Raw genomic sequence first — 18,430 nt, 5'->3', positions numbered from 1 at the left:
GAACACGGCTTTTCCGTTCGCCCTTTGTTCCAGAGTAATCTTAACAATTTCCTTCCGTCAAGAGTCGTGCTTTCGCTCACCGCAGGGTGCCTCCGACCCGCTTATCCACAGCCTGTGGATAGACGAGGCGCTCACGCGGTCCTGGATTGTTCTCCGACGGCACCGGTCTCCGGTACGGCATGCCCGCGTGCCGCCAGATCCGCCCGGCCGGACGCCAGGAGAGCATCGGAGGCGGCTTCGATCCGCGTCTGCATCTCCTCCAGGAACGCCGTGCGGTCGAGGCCGGGCGCGATGGGGGCGAGGAACTCGATCACCGTGGTGCCGGGGCGGCGGGTCAGCTGGCGGCGGGGCCAGTAGAGGCCGCTGTTGAGGGCGACGGGCAGGCAGGGCACGCCCAGTGCCGCGTAGAGATGGGTGATGCCGAGCTTGTAGGCGGGGGGCGAACCCGGCGCCTTGCGGGTTCCCTCGGGGAAGATGATGAGCTGGCGCCCGTCGCGGATGGCGCGGGACGCCGCCTCGTTCATCGCCGCCATGGCACGGGCGCCCTTCGAGCGGTCGATGGCGACCATGCCGGAGCGGGAGAGGAACCAGCCGAAGAGGGGGATCCAGAGCAGTTCGCGCTTGAGGATGTAGGCGAAGTCCGGAAAGGCGGTGACGAGGGCCAGGGTCTCGAGGGCGGATTGATGCTTGGACGCCACCAGTAATGCGCCGGGCGGGCGGTGGTGCAGCCCCCTGAACTCGACGCGCACGCCCCCGACCACGCGCAGCAGCCACAGGCTCACCTTGGCCCAGAACCGGGCGACGCGGATGCAGGCCCGCTCCGAGACGAGGGCCGGCAAGCCGCCGATCGCGATGAGGGCGGTGGCGAGGTAGAAGACGATGTTGAAGGCGATGGAGCGAAGGATGTGCATCGGAAACCCGGAATGATGCCCATCCTGTAGCGCGCGCCGTCCCGCCGCACCATCCGCCGGACCCGAACCGCCCTATTCGCCCTCGGCCAGGGTTCCGCGCTGGCGCGTATCGGCGGCCCCGGCCACGAGCCCGTCTCCCGTCATCACCGAATTGGCCGAGCCCGAGCTCGACCCCACCCGCACCGCGTGCCCCTTCGCCCGGAGCAAAGCGAGGGTGTCCGGCGAGAGCCCGTCCTCGGCGAACAGCACGTCGGGCCGCCATTGGTGATGGATGCGCGGCGCGGTGACGGCCTCGGCGAGGTTCATGCGGAAATCGATGACGTTCACGATCACCTGCAGCACCGTGGAGATGATGCGGCTGCCGCCCGGGCTTCCGGTGACGAGGACGAGGCGCCCGTCCTTGAGCACCATGGCCGGGGTCATCGAGGAGAGCGGCCGGGCGCCCGGTGCCACCGCATTGGCGGGGCCACCGACAAGGCCATAGGCGTTGACGCTCCCGGTCTTGGCGGAAAAATCGTCCATCTCGTTGTTGAGAAGGACGCCGGTCCCCTCCGCCACGAGGCCGAGCCCGTAGGAGAAGTTGAGGGTCGTGGTGGTGGAGACGGCGTTCCCGGCGCGGTCCACCACGGAATAGTGGGTGGTCTGGTCGGATTCGTAAGGCAGCGGGTCACCGGCCTTCACCGCCTCCGCCGGACGGGCGCGAGCGGGGTCGATGGCGGCGCGCAGGGTCTCGGCATAGGTCTTGGCGGTGAGGCCCCGCACCGGCACCTCCGAGCGGGACGGGTCGCCGAGCCAGGTCGCACGGTCCGCATAGGCCGGCTTCATCGCCTCGGCGAGGGTGTGGAGCGCCTGGGCGCTGCCTGCGCCCATTGTAGCGAGATCGAACCCTTCGAGGATGTTCAGGATCTCGATGAGATGGACGCCGCCCGAACTCGGCGGCGGCATCGAGACGATCTCGTAGCCGCGATAGGTGCCGCGAATGGGCTGGCGGATCGCGGGCCGGTAGGCGGCGAGATCGGCGGGCGTCAGCACCCCGCCGACGCGTCTCGCCGCCGCCGCGATCCGCTCGGCGATCGGGCCGGTATGGAAGGCATCGGGTCCCTGTTCGGCGATGGCCGTGAGGGTCGCGGCGAGATCGGGCTGGACCAGGGTCTCGCCCCGCTGGAGCGGACGGCCGTCGCGGAAGAACACGGCCCGGCTCGAGGGCCAGCGCCCGAGGCGGTCGGCGGCACGGGGCAGCGAATCGGCGAGCCCGCCCTCCACGGGAATCCCATCCCTGGCCAAAGCCCGGGCCGGAGCGATGAGGTCGGCGAGGGTGAAGCGGCCGGAGCCGTAGAGGCGGTGCGCCTCGGCCAATCCACGCACGGAGCCGGGAACGCCGACGGCCTTGCCGGTGCGGATGGATGCACCGCGATCGGGCTGCCCGTCGGGGGCGAGGAACATGTCCGCCGTCGCCGCGGCGGGCGCCGTCTCGCGAAAATCGATGGCCACGGTCTCGCCGGTGGCGGAGAGGCGGACGAGCATGAACCCGCCGCCGCCGAGATTGCCCGCCTGGGGCAGAGTCACCGCAAGGGCGAACCCGACCGCCACGGCGGCGTCGACGGCGTTGCCCCCGCCCTTCAGGATCGCGACGCCGACGCGGGTGGCCAGGGCGTCCTGCGAGGACACCATGCCGTGGGTCCCGAGAACGGGGAGGATGCGGGCATCGTCGGAAGGGATCGGCGGCAGTTCCGGGACCGCCTGCGCGAGGGCCGGTCCGGACAGGAGCGTGAAAAACGCCAAGGCGAAGCTGAGGCGACGTCCGGTCATGCCCTGTCCGTCATGCGAAGGCTCTCCTACGGCATCCTGTGCCAAAACCGATGCTCACGACAGGCAACTCTTGGGCATCTAGGCCCGTTCAGGCCCCTGCCGGCCGGTCACGGATGGCGATCCAGCCATAGACCAACCCGGCGGCCGCTCCGGCGAGGAACAGCAGGGCCGTCACCCGTCCCTCGACGGCGAGGTTCCGTGCGGTGAGGGAGGCGGACGCGCCCCGCATCAGCCAGGGCACCAGGGCGGTGGCGAGGCCGGTGCCGAGGGCATAGGCCGTGGCCTTGCGCAGATTCATCGCCTCGCCGATGAGTGCCATGGCCACGGGCGGCAGCACCAGCAGAATGAACCCGGCCCTGGCCAGGCCGGCGGCAAGGACGAGGATCGCGTCGGGTCCGATCCCGGAGGCGAGATCGGTCATCCCCTGCAGGAAGCCGAACAGGCCGATCCGGGTCAGCGCGTCGCTGGAGACCGGATCGAGGAGGATGGCGAGGACGAGCACCAGAGCCCCGCAGGGAATCGCGAGGCAGAGGGCGAGGCTCGCCCAGATCAGGCGGCCGAGGAACCGCATGGGATGCGCTCAGCCTTCGTCGTCATCGGCCCCGGCATAGACGCCCTCGGCGCCGATCCCGTCTTCCAGCATCATCCGGGCGCGGGCACGGAGCTTCTCGGTCTCGCTCTTGAGCTGGCCGCAGGCGGCGAGGATGTCGCGGCCGCGCGGGGTCCGCACCGGCGACGCATAGCCGGCCTCATAGACGATCTCGGAGAATTGCTCGATCCGCTCCCAGTCGGAGCATTCGTAGACGCTGCCGGGCCAGGGGTTGAACGGGATCAGGTTGATCTTGGCCGGAATGCCCTTGAGCAGCCGCACCAGTTCGCGCGCATCCGCGTCGGAATCGTTGACGCCCTTCAGCATCACGTACTCGAAGGTGATGCGGCGGGCGTTGTTGAGGCCGGGATAGTGGCGGCAGGCCGCCAGCAGTTCGGCCAGGGGATATTTCCGGTTGAGCGGCACCAGCGTGTCGCGCAGGTCGTCCCTGACTGCGTGGAGCGAGATCGCCAGCATGGCATGCGCCTCGACCCCGAGCCGCTGCATCTGCGGCACGACGCCGGAGGTCGACACGGTGATGCGCCGGCGGGAGAGGCCGAGACCTTCCTGGTCGGACATCACGCCCACGGAATCGATGACGTTGTCGATGTTGTAGAGGGGCTCGCCCATGCCCATGAAGACGATGTTGGTGACGGCGCGGCGGGTCTCGTCCTCGCCGGCGGCCACCGGGTTCTGGCCGACCCAGTCGTTCAGCCGGTCGCGGGCCACCACCACCTGCGCGGTGATCTCGGCGGCGGTCAAGTTGCGCACGAGGCGCTGCGTACCGGTATGGCAGAAGCTGCAGGTGAGGGTGCAGCCGACCTGGGACGAGACGCAGAGGGTGCCGCGGCCACGGCCGGGAATGTAGACGCACTCGATCTCGGCGCCGCGATTGTGGTCGTGCTTGCCGGTGGGCGCCATGCGCAGCAGCCACTTGCGGGTGCCGTCGCGGGAAATCTGCTCGGTGACGACCTCCGGCCGATCCAGGGTGTAGGCCCGCGCCAGCTCGGCTTTCAGGCCCTTGCCGACATTGGTCATCTGGTCGAAATCGGTGGCGCCGCGCGCGTTGAGCCAGTGCCAGAGCTGGCCCGAGCGCATGCGCTGCTCGCGCTCCGACACGCCGATGGCGGCCAGACGCCCTTTCAGCTCCTCGCGGGTGAGGCCGATGAGGGAGGAGCGTCCCGGCGGAACCGGGTCCGGCTGGAACTCGGGAAGCTTCTCGATTGCGGCCACGACGCTTTCGTCGCGGCCGGCGGTGTCGACCGACGCCGTCGCCATGGATCACTCAACCTTCGGACTTGGAATCGGTCCGATATAGGCGATCCCGCACCGGAACGCGAATGTGTCCCGATGCGTGCACGGAATGGCCGGTTTACTGCGCCGGCTTGGCCTCGGCGGGCGGCGTCGATTCGGCCGGTGCGCCCTCCATGGCGGCGGGCAGCAGCACGTTCTTGGTGACGTTGCCCTCGGGGCCGTATTCGCCGGCCACCGCGAGGCAGGCCTGTTCGCGGTTGAGCTGCATCTGGTTCGACATCAACGCGAAGATGGTCTGGACCTTGCCGCCGAAGGGGCCGCGCGGTCCGACATCGGCGGCGTTCACGCCCTGCTTTTGCAGGAGCGCATCGAACTGATCGACGCCGACCCGGTAGCCGCAGACATTGGCGGCGGCGAAGATGTAGGCGGCGAATTCCAGAGCACGGGGCGGCGGCGCGTTGCGGATCTGGGCCTCGGCCAGGGAGGTCATGAGCAGGCCGGCGGCGAGGCCACCGGCGAGAACGGTTCTGGGGAGCATGGACGGCGTTTCCTCGGCGACGTGATCTCGGGGCAGGCGCGGCTTCTTAAGTTCCGCTTATGCTGCCCCACCGAGATAGACCTCCGGGCCGCCCTGTCAAAGCGACCGATTCGCGACGTCGGCCGAAGGGATCAGTCGAGCGACCAGTCGATGGGGGAAAGGCCCCGGCCCGCCAGCCAGGCATTGGCCTCGTCGAAGGGGCGCGTTCCGGCAAAATCCCGCAGGCGGTTGAGGGGAGAGGGATGGCCGGTCTCGATCACCCCGCAGCGCTCGCGGTCGATCAGTGCCGCTCGCGCCCGGGCCTGCGCCCCCCAGAGCAGGAAGATCGCGGGGGTGGAGCGAGCCGAGACGGCTTTCACGGCGTCGTCGGTGAGGGCGGACCAGCCGTAGCGCAGATGCGCGCCGGACTTGCCGGCCTCCACGGTGAGCGCCGAGTTCAGGAGCAGCACGCCCCGTCTCGCCCAGGGCGTGAGATCGCCGCTCACCGTCGCGCCCGGCAGTTCGGCGAGGATCACCTTGAGAGAGGCCGGAAGCCGGCGGGGGCCGACATAGGAGAAGGCGAGGCCGTTGGCGTCACCCGGCGTCGGGTAGGGGTCCTGCCCGAGGATGACGGCCTTCACGGCTTCCAGCGGCGTCAGGGTGAGGGCACGGAAGATGGCATCGGGGGAGGGCAGGACGCTCGCCCCTTCGGCTATGCGTTCGTCGACCCGCGCGCAGACGGCATCCGCCGCCCCATTGGAGAAGAACGGCAGCGTCAGCCAGGACGAGCCCGAGGCACGGAACTCGTCGAGGGCCAGGCTCAGCGGGCCGGGCGCCGTCACCGGATCACGATCCGGCCGCCATCGGGGACGGAGAGAGGGTCATGCCGGGCGATATAGGCCATGACCTCGTTGGCCACGAGCTTGCCGTCCGTGGCGCCGATGAGGGTGCGCCCGTCGGCGAGGAGGCCGTAGCCGTTGCCGCCATCGTAGAGGAAGTTGTTGGAGGCCACCGTGTAGGCGCGCGTCTCGTCGAGGGGCTGTCCGTCCACGAGGATGGACAGGATGCGGTGTCCCGCATTCGCCCCCGGATCGACGGTGACGACGAGCCCCGAGACCTGCGGGAAACGGCCGGCGGGACGGCCGAGATCGGCAAGGGCCGATTCCAGCAGGGCCCGCACTTGAGCCCCTGTCAGCGAGACCAGGATCGTGGTGTTGCCGAAGGGAAGCTCGGTGAGGATGTCGCGCCGGGTCAGCACGGTGCCGGCCGGATAGAGCCGGTTGCCGCGGATGCCGCCGCCATTGGTGACGGCGATCTCGGCTCCCGTCGCCGCTCGGAGCGCATCGCCGACGAGGTTGCCGAAGCTTCCCTCGCGCAGGCGCACCGTCGAGATGCGGCTGTCGAGGGGCGTGCTGATCGTCCCCACCGGCACGTCGAGTTCCTTCGCCAGCCGCGCCTCGAGCCGCTGCGTCAGGGCGAGGGTCTCAGGATCCGGCGTGACGTCGGCAGTGTCGTGGATGCGGAAGGTCGGGTGCCAGGACAGGGTCCGGGCCTTGCCGGTTCCCATCACCGTCACGGCGACGTCGATGGCGGTGACGTAGCGGGCGTCGAAACTCGATTCCGCCAGGAGGCTGCGGCCGTCATACTGCACGATGAGGTCGTGGTCGTGGCCCGAGAGCAGGATGTCGACGATCCGGGCCGCTACGATGGCCTCGTCGGTGACCCGCGCAGTGTGGCAGACCCCGACGATGAGGTCGGCCCCCTCGTCGCGAAGGGCCTGCGCCGCCGCGCGCAGCGTCTCGATCTCGGGACCGAAGACGAGGTCGCCGGATTGCGATTTCTCGGGCGTGCTGGCGAGCGCAATGCCGACGAGGCCGACCCGGATCCCGCCCAAGGTCACGATCATCCGGTCGCGGAGGCCCGCGAGGGGCTTGCCGTCCGCAGCGCGCAGATTGGCCGCGAAGACCGGAAAGGCCGCCTCGCCCATGCGCTGGGCGAAGGTGGTGGGGCCGAAATCGAACTCGTGGTTGCCCGGCACGAAAATATCGGGCGGAGCGATGTTGAGAAGCTCGACGATATGCGCCCCACGGTCGAACCCCGACATCAGGGAGGGGGAAAGGGTGTCGCCGGCATGGGCGTAGAGCATCGGCACGCCGCGTGCCCGCTCGGCCCTCACCACGGCATTGAGCCGGGCAAATCCCCCCCGGCCCTCCACCTCGGACATGAGGTAGACGTCGTTGACGAGAAGCAGGGTGAAGGTCGGCTCGATCGCCCCGGCATCGGCGGGTGCGGCCAAACCTGCCGCGAGACCCGCCCCGAGGCCGAGGCTCAGGGTCTGACGACGGGTAGGACGAGGCATCGCGACAGGTCTCCGGAGGATCGGGCGACGGCGTGCCCGCTCACGGCCGAGTGTGGACGCGATCGATGAAGCCGATGCAACAATCAGCGTGCCGCCTCCGGCTTCTGGTTCGAATCGCGGCTCAGCGCGATGCGAGACCGTCACGCACCGCCTTGGCGTTGCGGCGGAGCATCGGCCAGATCCAGGCGCCGGAGACGAGATAGGCGGCGGCCGGCGTACCCTTGAGCTCGACGACGAGACGCTCGGCGAGACCGGGATTGGCGAGTTCACCCACGGGAGCGTCGGTCTTGCGGTAGACCACCGTGGTGTCCTCGCGCCAATAATCGGGATGCGGCACGAGGCCGGCCCGGCGGGCGTTGAGGTCGAAGGTCTCGCGCACGAAGCCGTGGACATGGGCGAAGTGGAAACGCTCGTGCGGCGGCTTGCCGGTGGCGGCCATGTTGGGCACCGCCGCGTAGATGACGCCGTCGGGCTTCAGCCAGCGGGACAGGCGCTCCATCACCACGGCCGGATCGCGCAGGTGCTCGAACACGTGATGGGTCGAGATCACGTCGAAATGCCCGGCGGGGAAGCGTCCGTCGTCGGCGTCGTCCAGGACCTCGACCTTGTGATGCTCGCGGGCATAGGCGGCGTAATCGCGGCCGGGCTCGATGCCGATGGCCTCGCAGCCCCTGGCGCGGGCCGCGGCCAGGAACTCGCCCGAGCCGGAACCGAAATCGAGAACCCGCGCCCCGGGCTTCAGCTTCGGCGCCAGCAGGTCTGCGCGGAAGGTCGCCTCGCGGGCCGAGCGGTTGAGATGGTGGCGCGGCGGACCGCCGGCGAAGGCGAGCTGGTAATCGGCCCGGTAGGCATGGGCGTAATAATGCGCCAGCTCGTCCGGCGTCGGCATCGGGTCGGTGCGAATCAGGCCGCACTGGACGCAAGCAACGGATTTCAGGGTCTTCAGGCGCCGGTCGGTCTCGGCCACCGTCACCGTCTCGGCCGATCCGCACAGATTGCAGACCGTCGGTCCCCCCTTATAGGGGTAGCCGGTGAACGGCATGAAGTGGTTGAAGAAGTACCGGGGAGACGGCATGTCGCGCCTTCAAGCAAGAGATGGTCGCTGGCAGGCCTCGTGCTCTAGATAGATATGCTGCGCCAGACAACTGCGCCACGAAGACCGCTTTGACAAACCGCGCCCTGCCGGGGCGCTCGGGAACCCGATGAACGAACGCGTCGAACCGACGTCCCTCAAGGACCTCAAGCCGTTGCAGACCAGCTCCTCCGCGACCGCCAGCCTGCCCTCCGACCACCCGCCCGTGCGCTGGGGCCGGGTCGGCGTGCTCCTGATGAACCTCGGTACGCCTGAGGGCACGAGCTACTGGCCCATGCGCCGCTATCTCAAGGAGTTCCTGTCGGATCGCCGCGTCATCGAGGTGCCGCGCCTGATCTGGTGGCCGATCCTCAACCTCATCATCCTCACCAAGCGCCCCGGTCCGAAGGGCCGCGACTACGCCTCCGTCTGGAACAACGAACGCAACGAGGGTCCGCTCAAGACCATCACGCGGGGCCAGTGCGAGCGCCTGCAGGCGGCTATGGGTGATTCGGTGGTGGTCGACTGGGCCATGCGCTACGGCAAGCCGGAAGTCTCCCTCCGGATCCAGGCCCTCCTCGACCAGGGCTGCGACCGCATCCTCCTGGTGCCGCTCTACCCGCAATACGCCGCCGCCACCTCGGCCACCGCCTGCGACCAGGCCTTCAAGGCCCTGATGCAGATGCGCTGGCAGCCGACCGTCAGGGTCTCGGCGCCCTATCACGACGATCCGGTCTATATCGAGGCCATGGCCACCTCGATCCGCGAGGGATTGGCCAAGCTCGATTTCGAGCCGGAGGTGATCCTCACCTCGTTCCACGGGGTGCCGAAGAGCTACCTCCTCAAGGGCGACCCCTACCATTGCCAGTGCGTGAAGACGGGCCGCCTCATCCGCGAGGCCCTCGGCTTCTCGACGGAGCGGATGCGCACGACCTTCCAGTCGCGCTTCGGCAACGAGGAATGGCTCAAGCCATATACCGACGAGACCGTGCAGGCGCTGGCGAAATCCGGCGTGAAGCGCATGGCCATCGTGGCGCCGGGCTTCACCGCCGATTGCCTCGAGACCCTGGAGGAGCTCGACGGCGAGAACCGCCACTATTTCGAGGACAATGGCGGCGAGCGCTTCGCCTACATCCCCTGCCTCAACGACAGCGATCTCGGGATGAAGGTGATCGAGAACGTGGTCCGCCGCGAGCTTCAGGGCTGGCTCTGAAACGCCGCCCGATCCGTTCGTCGAGAGCGGATGCGGTTGATGTCGCCAAAAGCGGATGCGGTTGATAAAGGACGCGGCATCAGGCGGCGGGTGAACCATGACGAGACCGGAGGCAGTCGATCCGATCGACACCGTACGAGCGGATGAGGGTACGCGGCTCCTCGCGCATTTCTCGCAAGCCGGCTACGGCGCGGTCACCCCCGCCGTGCTCCAGCCGGTGGAGCCGTTCCTCGAACTCTCCGGCGAGGATATCCGCCGGCGCATCTTCGTGACGCAGGACGCGTCGGGCGCGGAACTCTGCCTGCGGCCGGAATTCACGATCCCGGTCTGCCGCCAGCATCTGGCGCGGGGCGTGGGCGCCACCGCCGATTACAGCTATCTCGGCCCGGTCTTCCGCCTCGGCTCGGGAGAGGCGGAAGAGTTTCTGCAAGCCGGCATCGAATCCATCGGCCGCACCGACATCCCGGCGGCAGATGCGGAGGTGCTCGGCCTCGCTCTCGAAGGCCTCGATCTCCTCGGAGCGGAAGAGGTCTCGGTAAGGCTCGGCGACATGGGCGTCATCGACGCCCTGCTCGACGGGCTCGGCGTACCGCCCGCCGCCAAGCGGCGGACCCTGCGGGCACTCGCGGCGGGCCGCTCGCTGGACGACGTCACCACCGTGACAGCCGTGGAAGATCCCCATGCCGGGCTGCTGGCGGCGATCCAGGGCCAGGATCCGAAGGGCGTGCGCGCCTTCGTGGAGGACGTGCTGTCCATCGCCGGCATCTCCCGCGTGGGCGGACGCAGCGCCGGCGAGATCGCGGAACGCTTCCTCGCCAAGGCCTCGGCGCGGGCCAATGGCGGCGCGGGGCTCAACACCGAGAACCGCGCCGTCGTCGAGCGCTACCGCGCCATCTCGGGCGATCCGGATCAGGCCGCCCGGTCCATGCGCGAGCTCGCCGCGTCGGCGGGCGTCACCTACGCGCCGCTGGAGGCCGCCCTCTCCCTGTTCGAGGAGCGGACCGGGTTCATGGCCGCGCGCGGTCTCGACGTGGAGCGGTTCCGCTTCTCGGGGAGCTTTGCCCGCAACCTCGATTATTATACCGGCTTCATCTTCGAGGTGACGCGGGGACAAGGGGCTGCCCCCCTCGTCGGCGGCGGTCGCTACGACGGATTACTCCAGCATCTGGGAAGTCCCACGCCGATCCCGGCGGTGGGCTGCGCCGTCTGGCTGTCCCGTGTCCTCACGTCGGAAGGATCGTCCCGTGGCTGACACCGCTCCGACTTCCCAGGCTTCGTACGGCGCGCCCGACGGTCCCCTCGTCCTAGCGGTGCCCTCGAAAGGGCGCCTGCAGGAGAACGCCTCCGCCTTCTTCGCACGGGCAGGCCTGAAACTCGCCCAAGGGGCGGGCGCGCGCGACTATCGCGGCAAGCTCGTCGGCGTGCCCGATGTGGAGGTGCGCTACCTCTCGGCTTCAGAGATCGCCAACCAGCTCGCCAGCGGCAGCGCCCATCTCGGCGTCACCGGCGAGGATCTGATCCGCGAGAGCCTTCCCGACGCGCGCGGCCAAGTGGAGCTGCTGACGCCCCTGGGCTTCGGCCAGGCCACCGTCGTCGTCGCGGTGCCGCAGGCCTGGATCGACGTCCGCGCCATGACCGATCTCGACGAGGTCGCGGCCGAACTCCGCATCCGCCACGGGCGCCGCCTGCGCATCGCCACGAAATACGTGAACCTGACCCGGCGGTTCTTCGCCGAACACGGCGTGGCCGATTACCGCATCGTGGAAAGCCTCGGCGCCACGGAAGGCGCCCCCGCTTCGGGCTCGGCGGAAATCATCGTGGACATCACCACCACGGGGGCGACGCTAGCCGCCAACGCCCTCAAGATCCTCGACGACGGCATCATCCTGCGCTCGGAGGCCAATCTCGTCGCCTCGCTGACCGCCCCCTGGGGCCAGAGCCAGAAGAAGGCGCTGCGGACCGTGCTCGGCCGGATCGCGGCGGAGGAGCGTGCGAGGCTCACCCGCGAGATCAGGGCCGCGATGCCACCCGACGGCGATCTCGATCTCGCCGGGATCAGCGCCCTGCACGATGCGCAGCTGCCCTACGGCATGCCGGAGACCCGGAGCGCAGAGATCGTGCTCCACTGCCCGGTGGACGCCACGTTCGACCTCGTGGACGATCTCGTGAAATCGGGAGCCAGCGCGGTCAGCGTCAGGCGGATCGACTACGCCTTCGGCCCGGACAACCCGCTGATCGACCGCCTGCTCACGCGGCTGGGCTGAACCTCCGTGGGGCCTGCTGCCTACAGCGGGCCCTGCTTGGCGAACTCCGAAAAGACGCCGCGCAGGGTCTTCAGCCGGGCCTCGTAGGCCCTGGTCAGGCAGGCGACGTCCGCCGCGCAACTGCGCCGTTCCTGCAGCCAGGCCTCCTGATCGTCGCGCAGCTTGGCGTTTCCGCCCATGGGCAGGAGCCCGCGCAGGATCTCGAACCGGACCGCCATCTCCACGTCGAGGTCGTTGAGGGGAAGATGGCCGCAGATCGCCTTCTCGTCGGGCGTCTCCGCCTTCTCGCACGGGAAGCTCGCGGCCTCGGCGCCGGATGCGGCCAGCATCATGGCGGCGGCGAGGCTCCACGCCCTGTAGTGACGATGTGTCCGGTAGCGAGGAAGCGATGAGGTTATGATCCGAATCCCGGCTTGACGATGACGAGGATGACGATGGCCACCATGAGAAGCGTCGGGACCTCGTTGACCATCCGGTAGAAGCGGTGGTTCCGCGCATTCCGGTCGGCGGCGAAATCCTTGACCATCCGCGAGAACCAGCCGTGGCAGCCGCTCATGGCGAGCACCAGAGCGAACTTCGCCTGCATCCAGCCGGAGGCATAGAACCCGCTCTGCCAGACGAGGAACAGGCCGAGCACCCAGGTGACGATCATCGCCGGGTTCATGATCGCCTTCATCAGGCGCCGTTCCATGACCTTGAACGTCTCGGACTGGGCCGAGGAGGCCGCGCCTTCGGGCAGGGACGCGTGATAGACGAACAGGCGCGGCAGGTAGAGCAGCCCCGCCATCCACGAGATCACCGCGATGACGTGGATCGCCTTGATCCAGGGATAGAGCGTGTCGGCCATGGTCCGACCGTCAGCGCCGCAATCTGGCGAGCATCCGCTCCACATGGGCGATCGGCGTCTGCGGGGTGATGCCGTGGCCGAGGTTGAAGATGTGCGGCAGCCCCTCCGTCGCCTCGAGCACCCCGTCCACGGCCGCGTCGAGGGCCTCGCCACCCTCGATCAGCGTTTCCGGGTGGATGTTGCCCTGGGTCACGGTGCGGGGCGCCACGGCACCGCGCAGGGCCTTCAGATCGACACTCCAATCGACGCCGACGGCGTCCGCGCCGGTCTCCGCCATGACGCGGGCATGGCCTTCGAGGCCGGACCCACGGGCGAAGACGATGATCTTCGCGCCCGGCACGCGCGCCCTGACCCCGTCGACGATGCGGGCGATGGGGGAAAAGCTCCAATGCTGGAGGGCGTCCGCCGTCGCGCCCGGCGCCCGGGGCAGCGAGCCGGCATGGGATTCGAAGATCTGGACCGCGTCGGCGCCGGCTTCGAGCTGACGCGACAGGTACTCGATCTGCACCGAGACCAGGCGGTCGACGAGCGCTTCCACCAGGGCGGTTTCGGTATCGGCGAGCGCACGGGCGGGGGCGAGATCGGGCGTGCCGCGCCCGCCGATCATGTAGCTCGCCACCGTCCAGGGACCGCCGCAGAAACCGAGAAGCGTCGTCTCGGGCGGCAGCTCGGAGCGCAGACGCCGGACGGTCTCGAAGACCGGTTCCAGGTGCTGGAAGATGCTCGGATCGTCGGCCTGTTTGAGGCGGGCGAACTCGTCACGGCCGTGGACCGGATCGAGACGCGGGCCTTCTCCCTCGACGAAGCGGACATCCTGCCCGAGGGCGTCCGGCACCACGAGGATGTCGGAAAAGAGGATCGCCGCGTCGAAGCCGAAACGCCGGATCGGCTGCAAGGTCACTTCGGTGGCGAAGTCCGGATTGTAGCAAAGGTCGAGGAAGGAGCCGGCCCTGGCTCTGACCTCGCGATATTCCGGAAGGTAGCGTCCGGCCTGCCGCATCATCCAGGCGGGAGGAATCCGGGACGGCTTGCCGTCGAGAACCTGAAGCAGCGCACGATCGGTGCCGTCACGTCGAGTCATACCTGTATCCGCCCGCCTGTATCCGCCCGGTCCATCATGGAATGGAAGAGATCGTCTCACTTGGGACAGAGCTATGACGCTCCCGTCCGCCCTCGGGAAGGTCTTTTGCCGTGGGAGGGTGTTTTACCGCAGGACGTCCTCGCGTCTCCAACGCTCCGTCTCGAAAACCTTCTTCCCTGCGAGAGGCTCCGAGGGTGGCCGGACATCCCTGTCCCCGTCCCGTCTATCTAATAAGGAAAGAGAGATTCTAGGACTCTGTTATTTCTTTTAGACGGGGGACGATGGGACCGCGAACTTGTCCACACCCCATCCCCGCGCCACCGCCGTTAACGGGGCTTTAACGGGTTCGCGCTAACTTTCGAGAACCAGAAGTCCCATCAGCGACTTGCGCGCCGTGATGGGTCTCTCCTGCCCGAACCCTCCCTGAATCTCCCAAACCGGGATCGGGACGAGGGTCGATGGTTCGCATGTTGACGCGAGAGTCGACAACTCGCGGGAAGGTTCCGCCTCCGACCTGGACAGGGGCGTTTTATCCCCACCTGTCGACTCCGGCCGTCAGGTGTGGTGGATAACCCGGAGATCCTTCAAGCCCGTCCGCCGGCCTGGGATGGGAATTTCCGATGAGTCGCAGCTACTTCCACCTCCATCTCGTCTCGGATTCCACCGGCGAGACCCTCATCAACGTGGGTCGCGCGGCCGCCGCTCAGTACGAGGGCGTCTCGGCCATCGAGCACGTCTATCCCCTGGTGCGATCCTCGGCACAGCTCGAACGGGTGATCTCCGAGATCGAGGCGGCGCCGGGCCTCGTCCTCTACACCCTCGTCGGGCATGACCTGACCGAGCGGCTTGAAGCGGCTTGTCGCGAGACCGGATCGCCCTGCCTCTCCGTGCTCCAGCCGGTCCACGCCCTGCTGCAATCCTATCTCGGCGCCGAGACGACGGCCCGGCCGGGGGCGCAGCACATGCTGAACGCCGAGTATTTCAAGCGCATCGACGCGATGAACTTCACCCTCGCCCATGACGACGGCAACCTGCCCTTCGACATCGACGAATCCGACGTCATCCTCGTGGGCGTCAGCCGCACCTCCAAGACCCCGACGGCGATCTACCTGGCCAATCGCGGATTGAAGACGGCGAATTTCCCCCTCGTGCCGGGAATGCCGGTGCCGCCCAATCTCGAGAATGCCCGCAAGCCCCTCGTGGTCGGCCTCCTCGCCTCTCCGGAGCGGATCGTGCAGATCCGGCAGAACCGCCTGCTGAGCCTGAAGGCCGACGATACCTCGCTCTATGTCGATCGCGATGCGGTGGCCGACGAGATCGCTGCCTGCCGTAAACTCTGCAACCGGCATCGCTGGCCGACCATCGACGTCACAAGGCGGTCCATCGAAGAGACCGCCGCCGCGATCCTCGATCTGCACCGCGAGCACCGCCTCAAGTTCATCGTGGCCTGAACCACGAAGCGAGATCCGTGATGACCCGCCTCTGGCTGCCCGAACGCCCGCTCATCCTTGCCTCCGGTTCGCCGACGCGCAGGCATCTCCTCGAAGCTGCCGGCCTCGATGTGGAGGTCGTGGTCCCGAATGTCGATGAGCGCGCCATCGAGGCCCAGGCCGGCCCCCTCGCTCCCGCCGATCTCGCCCTCCGTCTGGCCCTGGCCAAGGCGCGGGCAGTGGCCGCCACGGTCGGCGACAGGATCGTCCTGGCCGCGGATCAGGTTCTCGCCTGCGAGGGGGAGGTGTTTCATAAATCCGCCTCCCTCGACGCAGCCAAACATCAACTGAGCCGACTATCGAACAGGACGCATTCCCTGCACTCCGCCGCCGCCCTCATCATGCCGGGACGGGAGACGGACCTCCTTCACGACGAGGCTCGTCTGACCATGCGGGATCTGAACGCGTCCGCCATCGATACCTATCTGGCGATCGCCGGGCATGACCGCGTCACCGGGACGGTGGGCGGATACCAGCTGGAAGGCCTCGGCATTCATCTGTTCACAATGATCGAGGGCGCCCATGCCACCATCCTCGGCCTGCCGCTGACCGGATTGCTCGACAGGCTGCGAAGCCACGGCTGTCTTGCCTTCTGATCCCGAACGCCTCGCGAGACCCCTTCATGATCAAAGCCTTCGTCGTCGGTCATCCCATCGCCCATTCCCGGTCGCCGATGATCCACGGACACTGGCTCGCGACCCTCGGGCTCGACGGGTCCTACCAGCGGATCGACGTGGCGCCGGAGGATTTCGCGACCTTCCTGCGCGGCCTGAAAGCTGATGGGTTCGCCGGTGGAAACGTGACGCTGCCGCACAAGGAAGCCGCCTTCGCCGGGGCCGAGGTGCTGACGGAGGCCGCCCGGCGGATCGGTGCGGTCAACACACTCTCCTTCGATGGACAGGGACGTCTCATGGGCGACAACACCGACGCCGTCGGCTTCACTGCCCATCTCGACGAAACCCTCGGGCGGGACTGGCTCGGCACGGATACCGGTGATGTCGTGATCCTGGGGGCGGGAGGGGCGGCACGGGCCGTCGTCGCGGGCCTTCTCGAACGGCCGGCGACCCGCATCCTCGTGGCCAACCGCACGCGCTCGCGGGCCCAGGCCATTGCCGGCCTCGACCCGTCCCGCGTCGAGGCCATCGACTGGGACGGGCTCGACGCTGCCGTCCGCGGCGCGCGGCTTCTCGTCAACACCACCTCCCTCGGCATGACAGGCAAGCCGCAACTCGACATCGCGCTGGATCATGTGCCGGTTGAATGTGCCGTTGCCGATATCGTTTATTCGCCCCTGGAGACGCCGCTGCTCGCAGCAGCCGCGGCGCGGGGGCATCGCGTGGTCGACGGGCTCGGCATGCTGCTGCATCAGGCCGTACCGGGTTTCGAGCGTTGGTTTGGGACCCGTCCCGTGGTGACGCCGGAACTGCGCGCCCTGATCGTCGCCGATCTGGTGACGAAGCGATGACACGGCCCTTCATCCTCGGCCTCACCGGGTCCATCGGCATGGGGAAATCGACCACGGCCGCCATGTTCGCCCGGCGCGGCATCCCGATCCACGACGCGGATGCGGCGGTGCGGCGCCTCTACGCCGCGGGAGGGGCGGGCGCCCGCCTCATCGCGGATCTCTTTCCCGATGCCGTCGCGGAGGATGGCTCCGTTGATCGCGCGCGCCTGCGGGACCATGTGCTCGGCCGGCCCGAATCCCTCGGCCGGCTGGAGGCCGCGATCCATCCCCTCGTCCGGGAGGAGGAGCAGCGCTTCCTCGACGAGCACGCCGACGCATCCCTGGTGATCCTCGACATTCCCCTCCTGTTCGAGACCGGCGGTGAGGCGAGATGCGACGCGGTACTGGTGGTGACCGCGGATCCCGAGGTTCAGCGGCAGCGTGTTCTGGCACGTCCCGGCATGTCCGAGGCGGCTTTTGCCGCCATCCTCGCCAAGCAGATGCCCGATGCCGAGAAGCGCGCCCGTGCCGACCTCCTCATCGATACCGGGCTCGGCCTTGCTGGCGCCGAAAATCAGGTCGACGCTCTCATCGAACGGCTCGTCGGTGCAGGCCCGGCCTGACCGACCGCTTCGTATCCCCCCGAATGGACCGCATCATGCTCCGTGAGATCGTCCTCGACACCGAGACCACCGGCACGGATGCCAAGAACGGGGATCGGCTGATCGAGATCGGCTGCGTCGAACTCATCAACCACATCCAGACGGGGGTGACCTTCCACCGCTACGTCAACCCGACGCGGCCCGTCTCGCAGGGTGCCTTCGGCGTCCACGGTCTGTCCGACGCGTTCCTCTCCGACAAACCCGTCTTCTCGGCGGTCGTCGCGGATTTCGTCGCCTTCTGCGGCGATTCCCCCCTCGTGATCCACAACGCGCCCTTCGATGTGGGCTTTCTCAATATGGAGTTCGCCCGGCTCGGCGAAGGCGGGCCGCCGCAGATCGACCTGGGTGCGGTGGTCGACACGCTGCAGATGGCGCGGCGCAAGCATACCGGCGCCTCCAACAGTCTCGATGCGCTCTGCGTCCGCTACGGGATCGATACGACGCGGCGCACCAAACACGGGGCGCTCCTCGATGCCCAGATCCTGGCCGAGGTCTATATCGAGTTGCTGGGCGGCAAGCAGACAAGCCTCGGCCTCGCCATGGTCGAGACCACGGAGCCCGCCCGGATCATCACCTCGGGTGAAGGGCTCATCGCCGCGGAACCGCGCCGATTACGCAACCGTTTGAACCCCCTGGAAGTTAATCAGCACACGGCTTTCGTCGCCACCCTCGGCGCCAGCCCGATCTGGCGCGACTACGTCAGCGAGAACGACGGTGAGTGAAGAACCGTTAGGTGCAATGCAATAAAAGACATATTGCATTGCAATAAAACCCGCTTACATCTTTGGACATCGAGTCGGCGCGGAGGCGAATCAGCCCATCGTCGATGCGGGATTTCTTTGTGTCCAGCATCGATTGGATCCGTCGGCGGCTCTCCCAACACCCAAGAAAGCGATCATGCGATGGCTGATCACCCGA

At 68.1% G+C, this 18,430-nt stretch carries 19 protein-coding genes; 8 read left to right on the top strand and 11 right to left on the bottom strand.

Annotated features, from left to right (window positions below):
• Positions 1-131: 131 nt before the first annotated feature.
• The 8 genes from K368_RS0104840 to K368_RS0104805 all read right to left on the bottom strand — a co-directional run bounded on the left by K368_RS0104840 (position 132) and on the right by K368_RS0104805 (position 8,514).
• Positions 132-911: a lysophospholipid acyltransferase family protein gene (locus tag K368_RS0104840; protein WP_027171404.1), complete on the bottom strand. Its 780-nt coding sequence runs from the start codon at positions 909-911 to the stop codon at positions 132-134.
• Positions 912-983: 72 nt separating this feature from the next.
• The gene (gene ggt / locus K368_RS0104835; RefSeq protein WP_027171403.1) at positions 984-2,720 is read right to left on the bottom strand and encodes a gamma-glutamyltransferase; all 1,737 of its coding nucleotides are present in this window, start codon (positions 2,718-2,720) and stop codon (positions 984-986) included.
• An 88-nt stretch (positions 2,721-2,808) separates the two neighbouring features.
• Complete coding sequence (locus K368_RS0104830) at positions 2,809-3,291, bottom strand: hypothetical protein (RefSeq protein WP_027171402.1); 483 nt, start codon at positions 3,289-3,291, stop codon at positions 2,809-2,811.
• A 9-nt stretch (positions 3,292-3,300) separates the two neighbouring features.
• A complete protein-coding gene (gene rlmN, locus K368_RS0104825) occupies positions 3,301-4,587 on the bottom strand; it encodes a 23S rRNA (adenine(2503)-C(2))-methyltransferase RlmN (RefSeq protein ID WP_027171401.1) in 1,287 nt (428 codons plus the stop codon).
• Positions 4,588-4,681: 94 nt separating this feature from the next.
• Complete coding sequence (locus K368_RS0104820) at positions 4,682-5,101, bottom strand: hypothetical protein (protein WP_027171400.1); 420 nt, start codon at positions 5,099-5,101, stop codon at positions 4,682-4,684.
• Between the two features lie 131 nt (positions 5,102-5,232).
• On the bottom strand, positions 5,233-5,922 hold the full coding sequence (locus K368_RS0104815) for a uracil-DNA glycosylase (RefSeq protein WP_027171399.1): 690 nt from the start codon (positions 5,920-5,922) through the stop codon (positions 5,233-5,235).
• The gene (locus K368_RS0104810; RefSeq protein ID WP_027171398.1) at positions 5,919-7,439 is read right to left on the bottom strand and encodes a bifunctional UDP-sugar hydrolase/5'-nucleotidase; all 1,521 of its coding nucleotides are present in this window, start codon (positions 7,437-7,439) and stop codon (positions 5,919-5,921) included. The genes K368_RS0104815 and K368_RS0104810 overlap by 4 nt, the downstream gene beginning before the upstream one ends.
• Positions 7,440-7,560: 121 nt before the next feature.
• The gene (locus tag K368_RS0104805; protein WP_027171397.1) at positions 7,561-8,514 is read right to left on the bottom strand and encodes a class I SAM-dependent methyltransferase; all 954 of its coding nucleotides are present in this window, start codon (positions 8,512-8,514) and stop codon (positions 7,561-7,563) included.
• A gap of 127 nt (positions 8,515-8,641) precedes the next feature.
• Between K368_RS0104805 and hemH the strand changes: the two genes are divergently transcribed.
• The 3 genes from hemH to hisG all read left to right on the top strand — a co-directional run bounded on the left by hemH (position 8,642) and on the right by hisG (position 11,988).
• Positions 8,642-9,724, top strand: a complete 1,083-nt coding sequence (gene hemH, locus K368_RS0104800; RefSeq protein ID WP_027171396.1) for a ferrochelatase — start codon at positions 8,642-8,644, stop codon at positions 9,722-9,724.
• A 97-nt stretch (positions 9,725-9,821) separates the two neighbouring features.
• Positions 9,822-10,976, top strand: a complete 1,155-nt coding sequence (locus K368_RS0104795; RefSeq protein WP_027171395.1) for an ATP phosphoribosyltransferase regulatory subunit — start codon at positions 9,822-9,824, stop codon at positions 10,974-10,976.
• On the top strand, positions 10,969-11,988 hold the full coding sequence (gene hisG, locus K368_RS0104790; protein ID WP_051439760.1) for an ATP phosphoribosyltransferase: 1,020 nt from the start codon (positions 10,969-10,971) through the stop codon (positions 11,986-11,988). The genes K368_RS0104795 and hisG overlap by 8 nt, the downstream gene beginning before the upstream one ends.
• A 20-nt stretch (positions 11,989-12,008) precedes the next feature.
• On the opposite strand, the gene K368_RS0104785 is transcribed toward hisG, so the two are convergent.
• The 3 genes from K368_RS0104785 to hemE all read right to left on the bottom strand — a co-directional run bounded on the left by K368_RS0104785 (position 12,009) and on the right by hemE (position 13,916).
• On the bottom strand, positions 12,009-12,320 hold the full coding sequence (locus K368_RS0104785) for a lysozyme inhibitor LprI family protein (protein ID WP_027171393.1): 312 nt from the start codon (positions 12,318-12,320) through the stop codon (positions 12,009-12,011).
• 62 nt (positions 12,321-12,382) lie between these two features.
• A complete protein-coding gene (gene hemJ, locus K368_RS0104780; RefSeq protein ID WP_027171392.1) occupies positions 12,383-12,835 on the bottom strand; it encodes a protoporphyrinogen oxidase HemJ in 453 nt (150 codons plus the stop codon).
• A 10-nt stretch (positions 12,836-12,845) separates the two neighbouring features.
• A complete protein-coding gene (gene hemE, locus K368_RS0104775; protein ID WP_027171391.1) occupies positions 12,846-13,916 on the bottom strand; it encodes a uroporphyrinogen decarboxylase in 1,071 nt (356 codons plus the stop codon).
• Between the two features lie 620 nt (positions 13,917-14,536).
• On the opposite strand from hemE, the gene K368_RS0104770 reads away from it, so the two are divergent.
• Genes K368_RS0104770 through dnaQ form a run of 5 tightly spaced genes read left to right on the top strand, consistent with a single transcriptional unit; the run spans position 14,537 to position 18,234 of the window.
• A complete protein-coding gene (locus K368_RS0104770) occupies positions 14,537-15,367 on the top strand; it encodes a pyruvate, water dikinase regulatory protein (RefSeq protein WP_027171390.1) in 831 nt (276 codons plus the stop codon).
• A gap of 20 nt (positions 15,368-15,387) precedes the next feature.
• Positions 15,388-16,002, top strand: a complete 615-nt coding sequence (locus K368_RS0104765; protein WP_027171389.1) for a Maf family protein — start codon at positions 15,388-15,390, stop codon at positions 16,000-16,002.
• 26 nt (positions 16,003-16,028) lie between these two features.
• Positions 16,029-16,871: a shikimate dehydrogenase gene (locus K368_RS0104760; RefSeq protein WP_027171388.1), complete on the top strand. Its 843-nt coding sequence runs from the start codon at positions 16,029-16,031 to the stop codon at positions 16,869-16,871.
• On the top strand, positions 16,868-17,473 hold the full coding sequence (gene coaE / locus K368_RS0104755) for a dephospho-CoA kinase (RefSeq protein WP_027171387.1): 606 nt from the start codon (positions 16,868-16,870) through the stop codon (positions 17,471-17,473). Before K368_RS0104760 ends, coaE begins: the two co-directional genes overlap by 4 nt.
• A 35-nt stretch (positions 17,474-17,508) precedes the next feature.
• Entirely contained in the window at positions 17,509-18,234 is a 726-nt protein-coding gene (dnaQ, locus tag K368_RS0104750) for a DNA polymerase III subunit epsilon (RefSeq protein ID WP_027171386.1), read from the top strand.
• The last annotated feature ends 196 nt before the right edge of the window (positions 18,235-18,430 follow it).

The organism is Methylobacterium sp. 10 (genome assembly GCF_000519085.1).
In the GTDB taxonomy this organism is placed as follows: Bacteria; Pseudomonadota; Alphaproteobacteria; order Rhizobiales; family Beijerinckiaceae; genus Methylobacterium.
The sequence above is the reverse complement of the archived record's forward strand: the minus strand, read 5'-3'. Positions and strand labels throughout refer to the sequence as shown.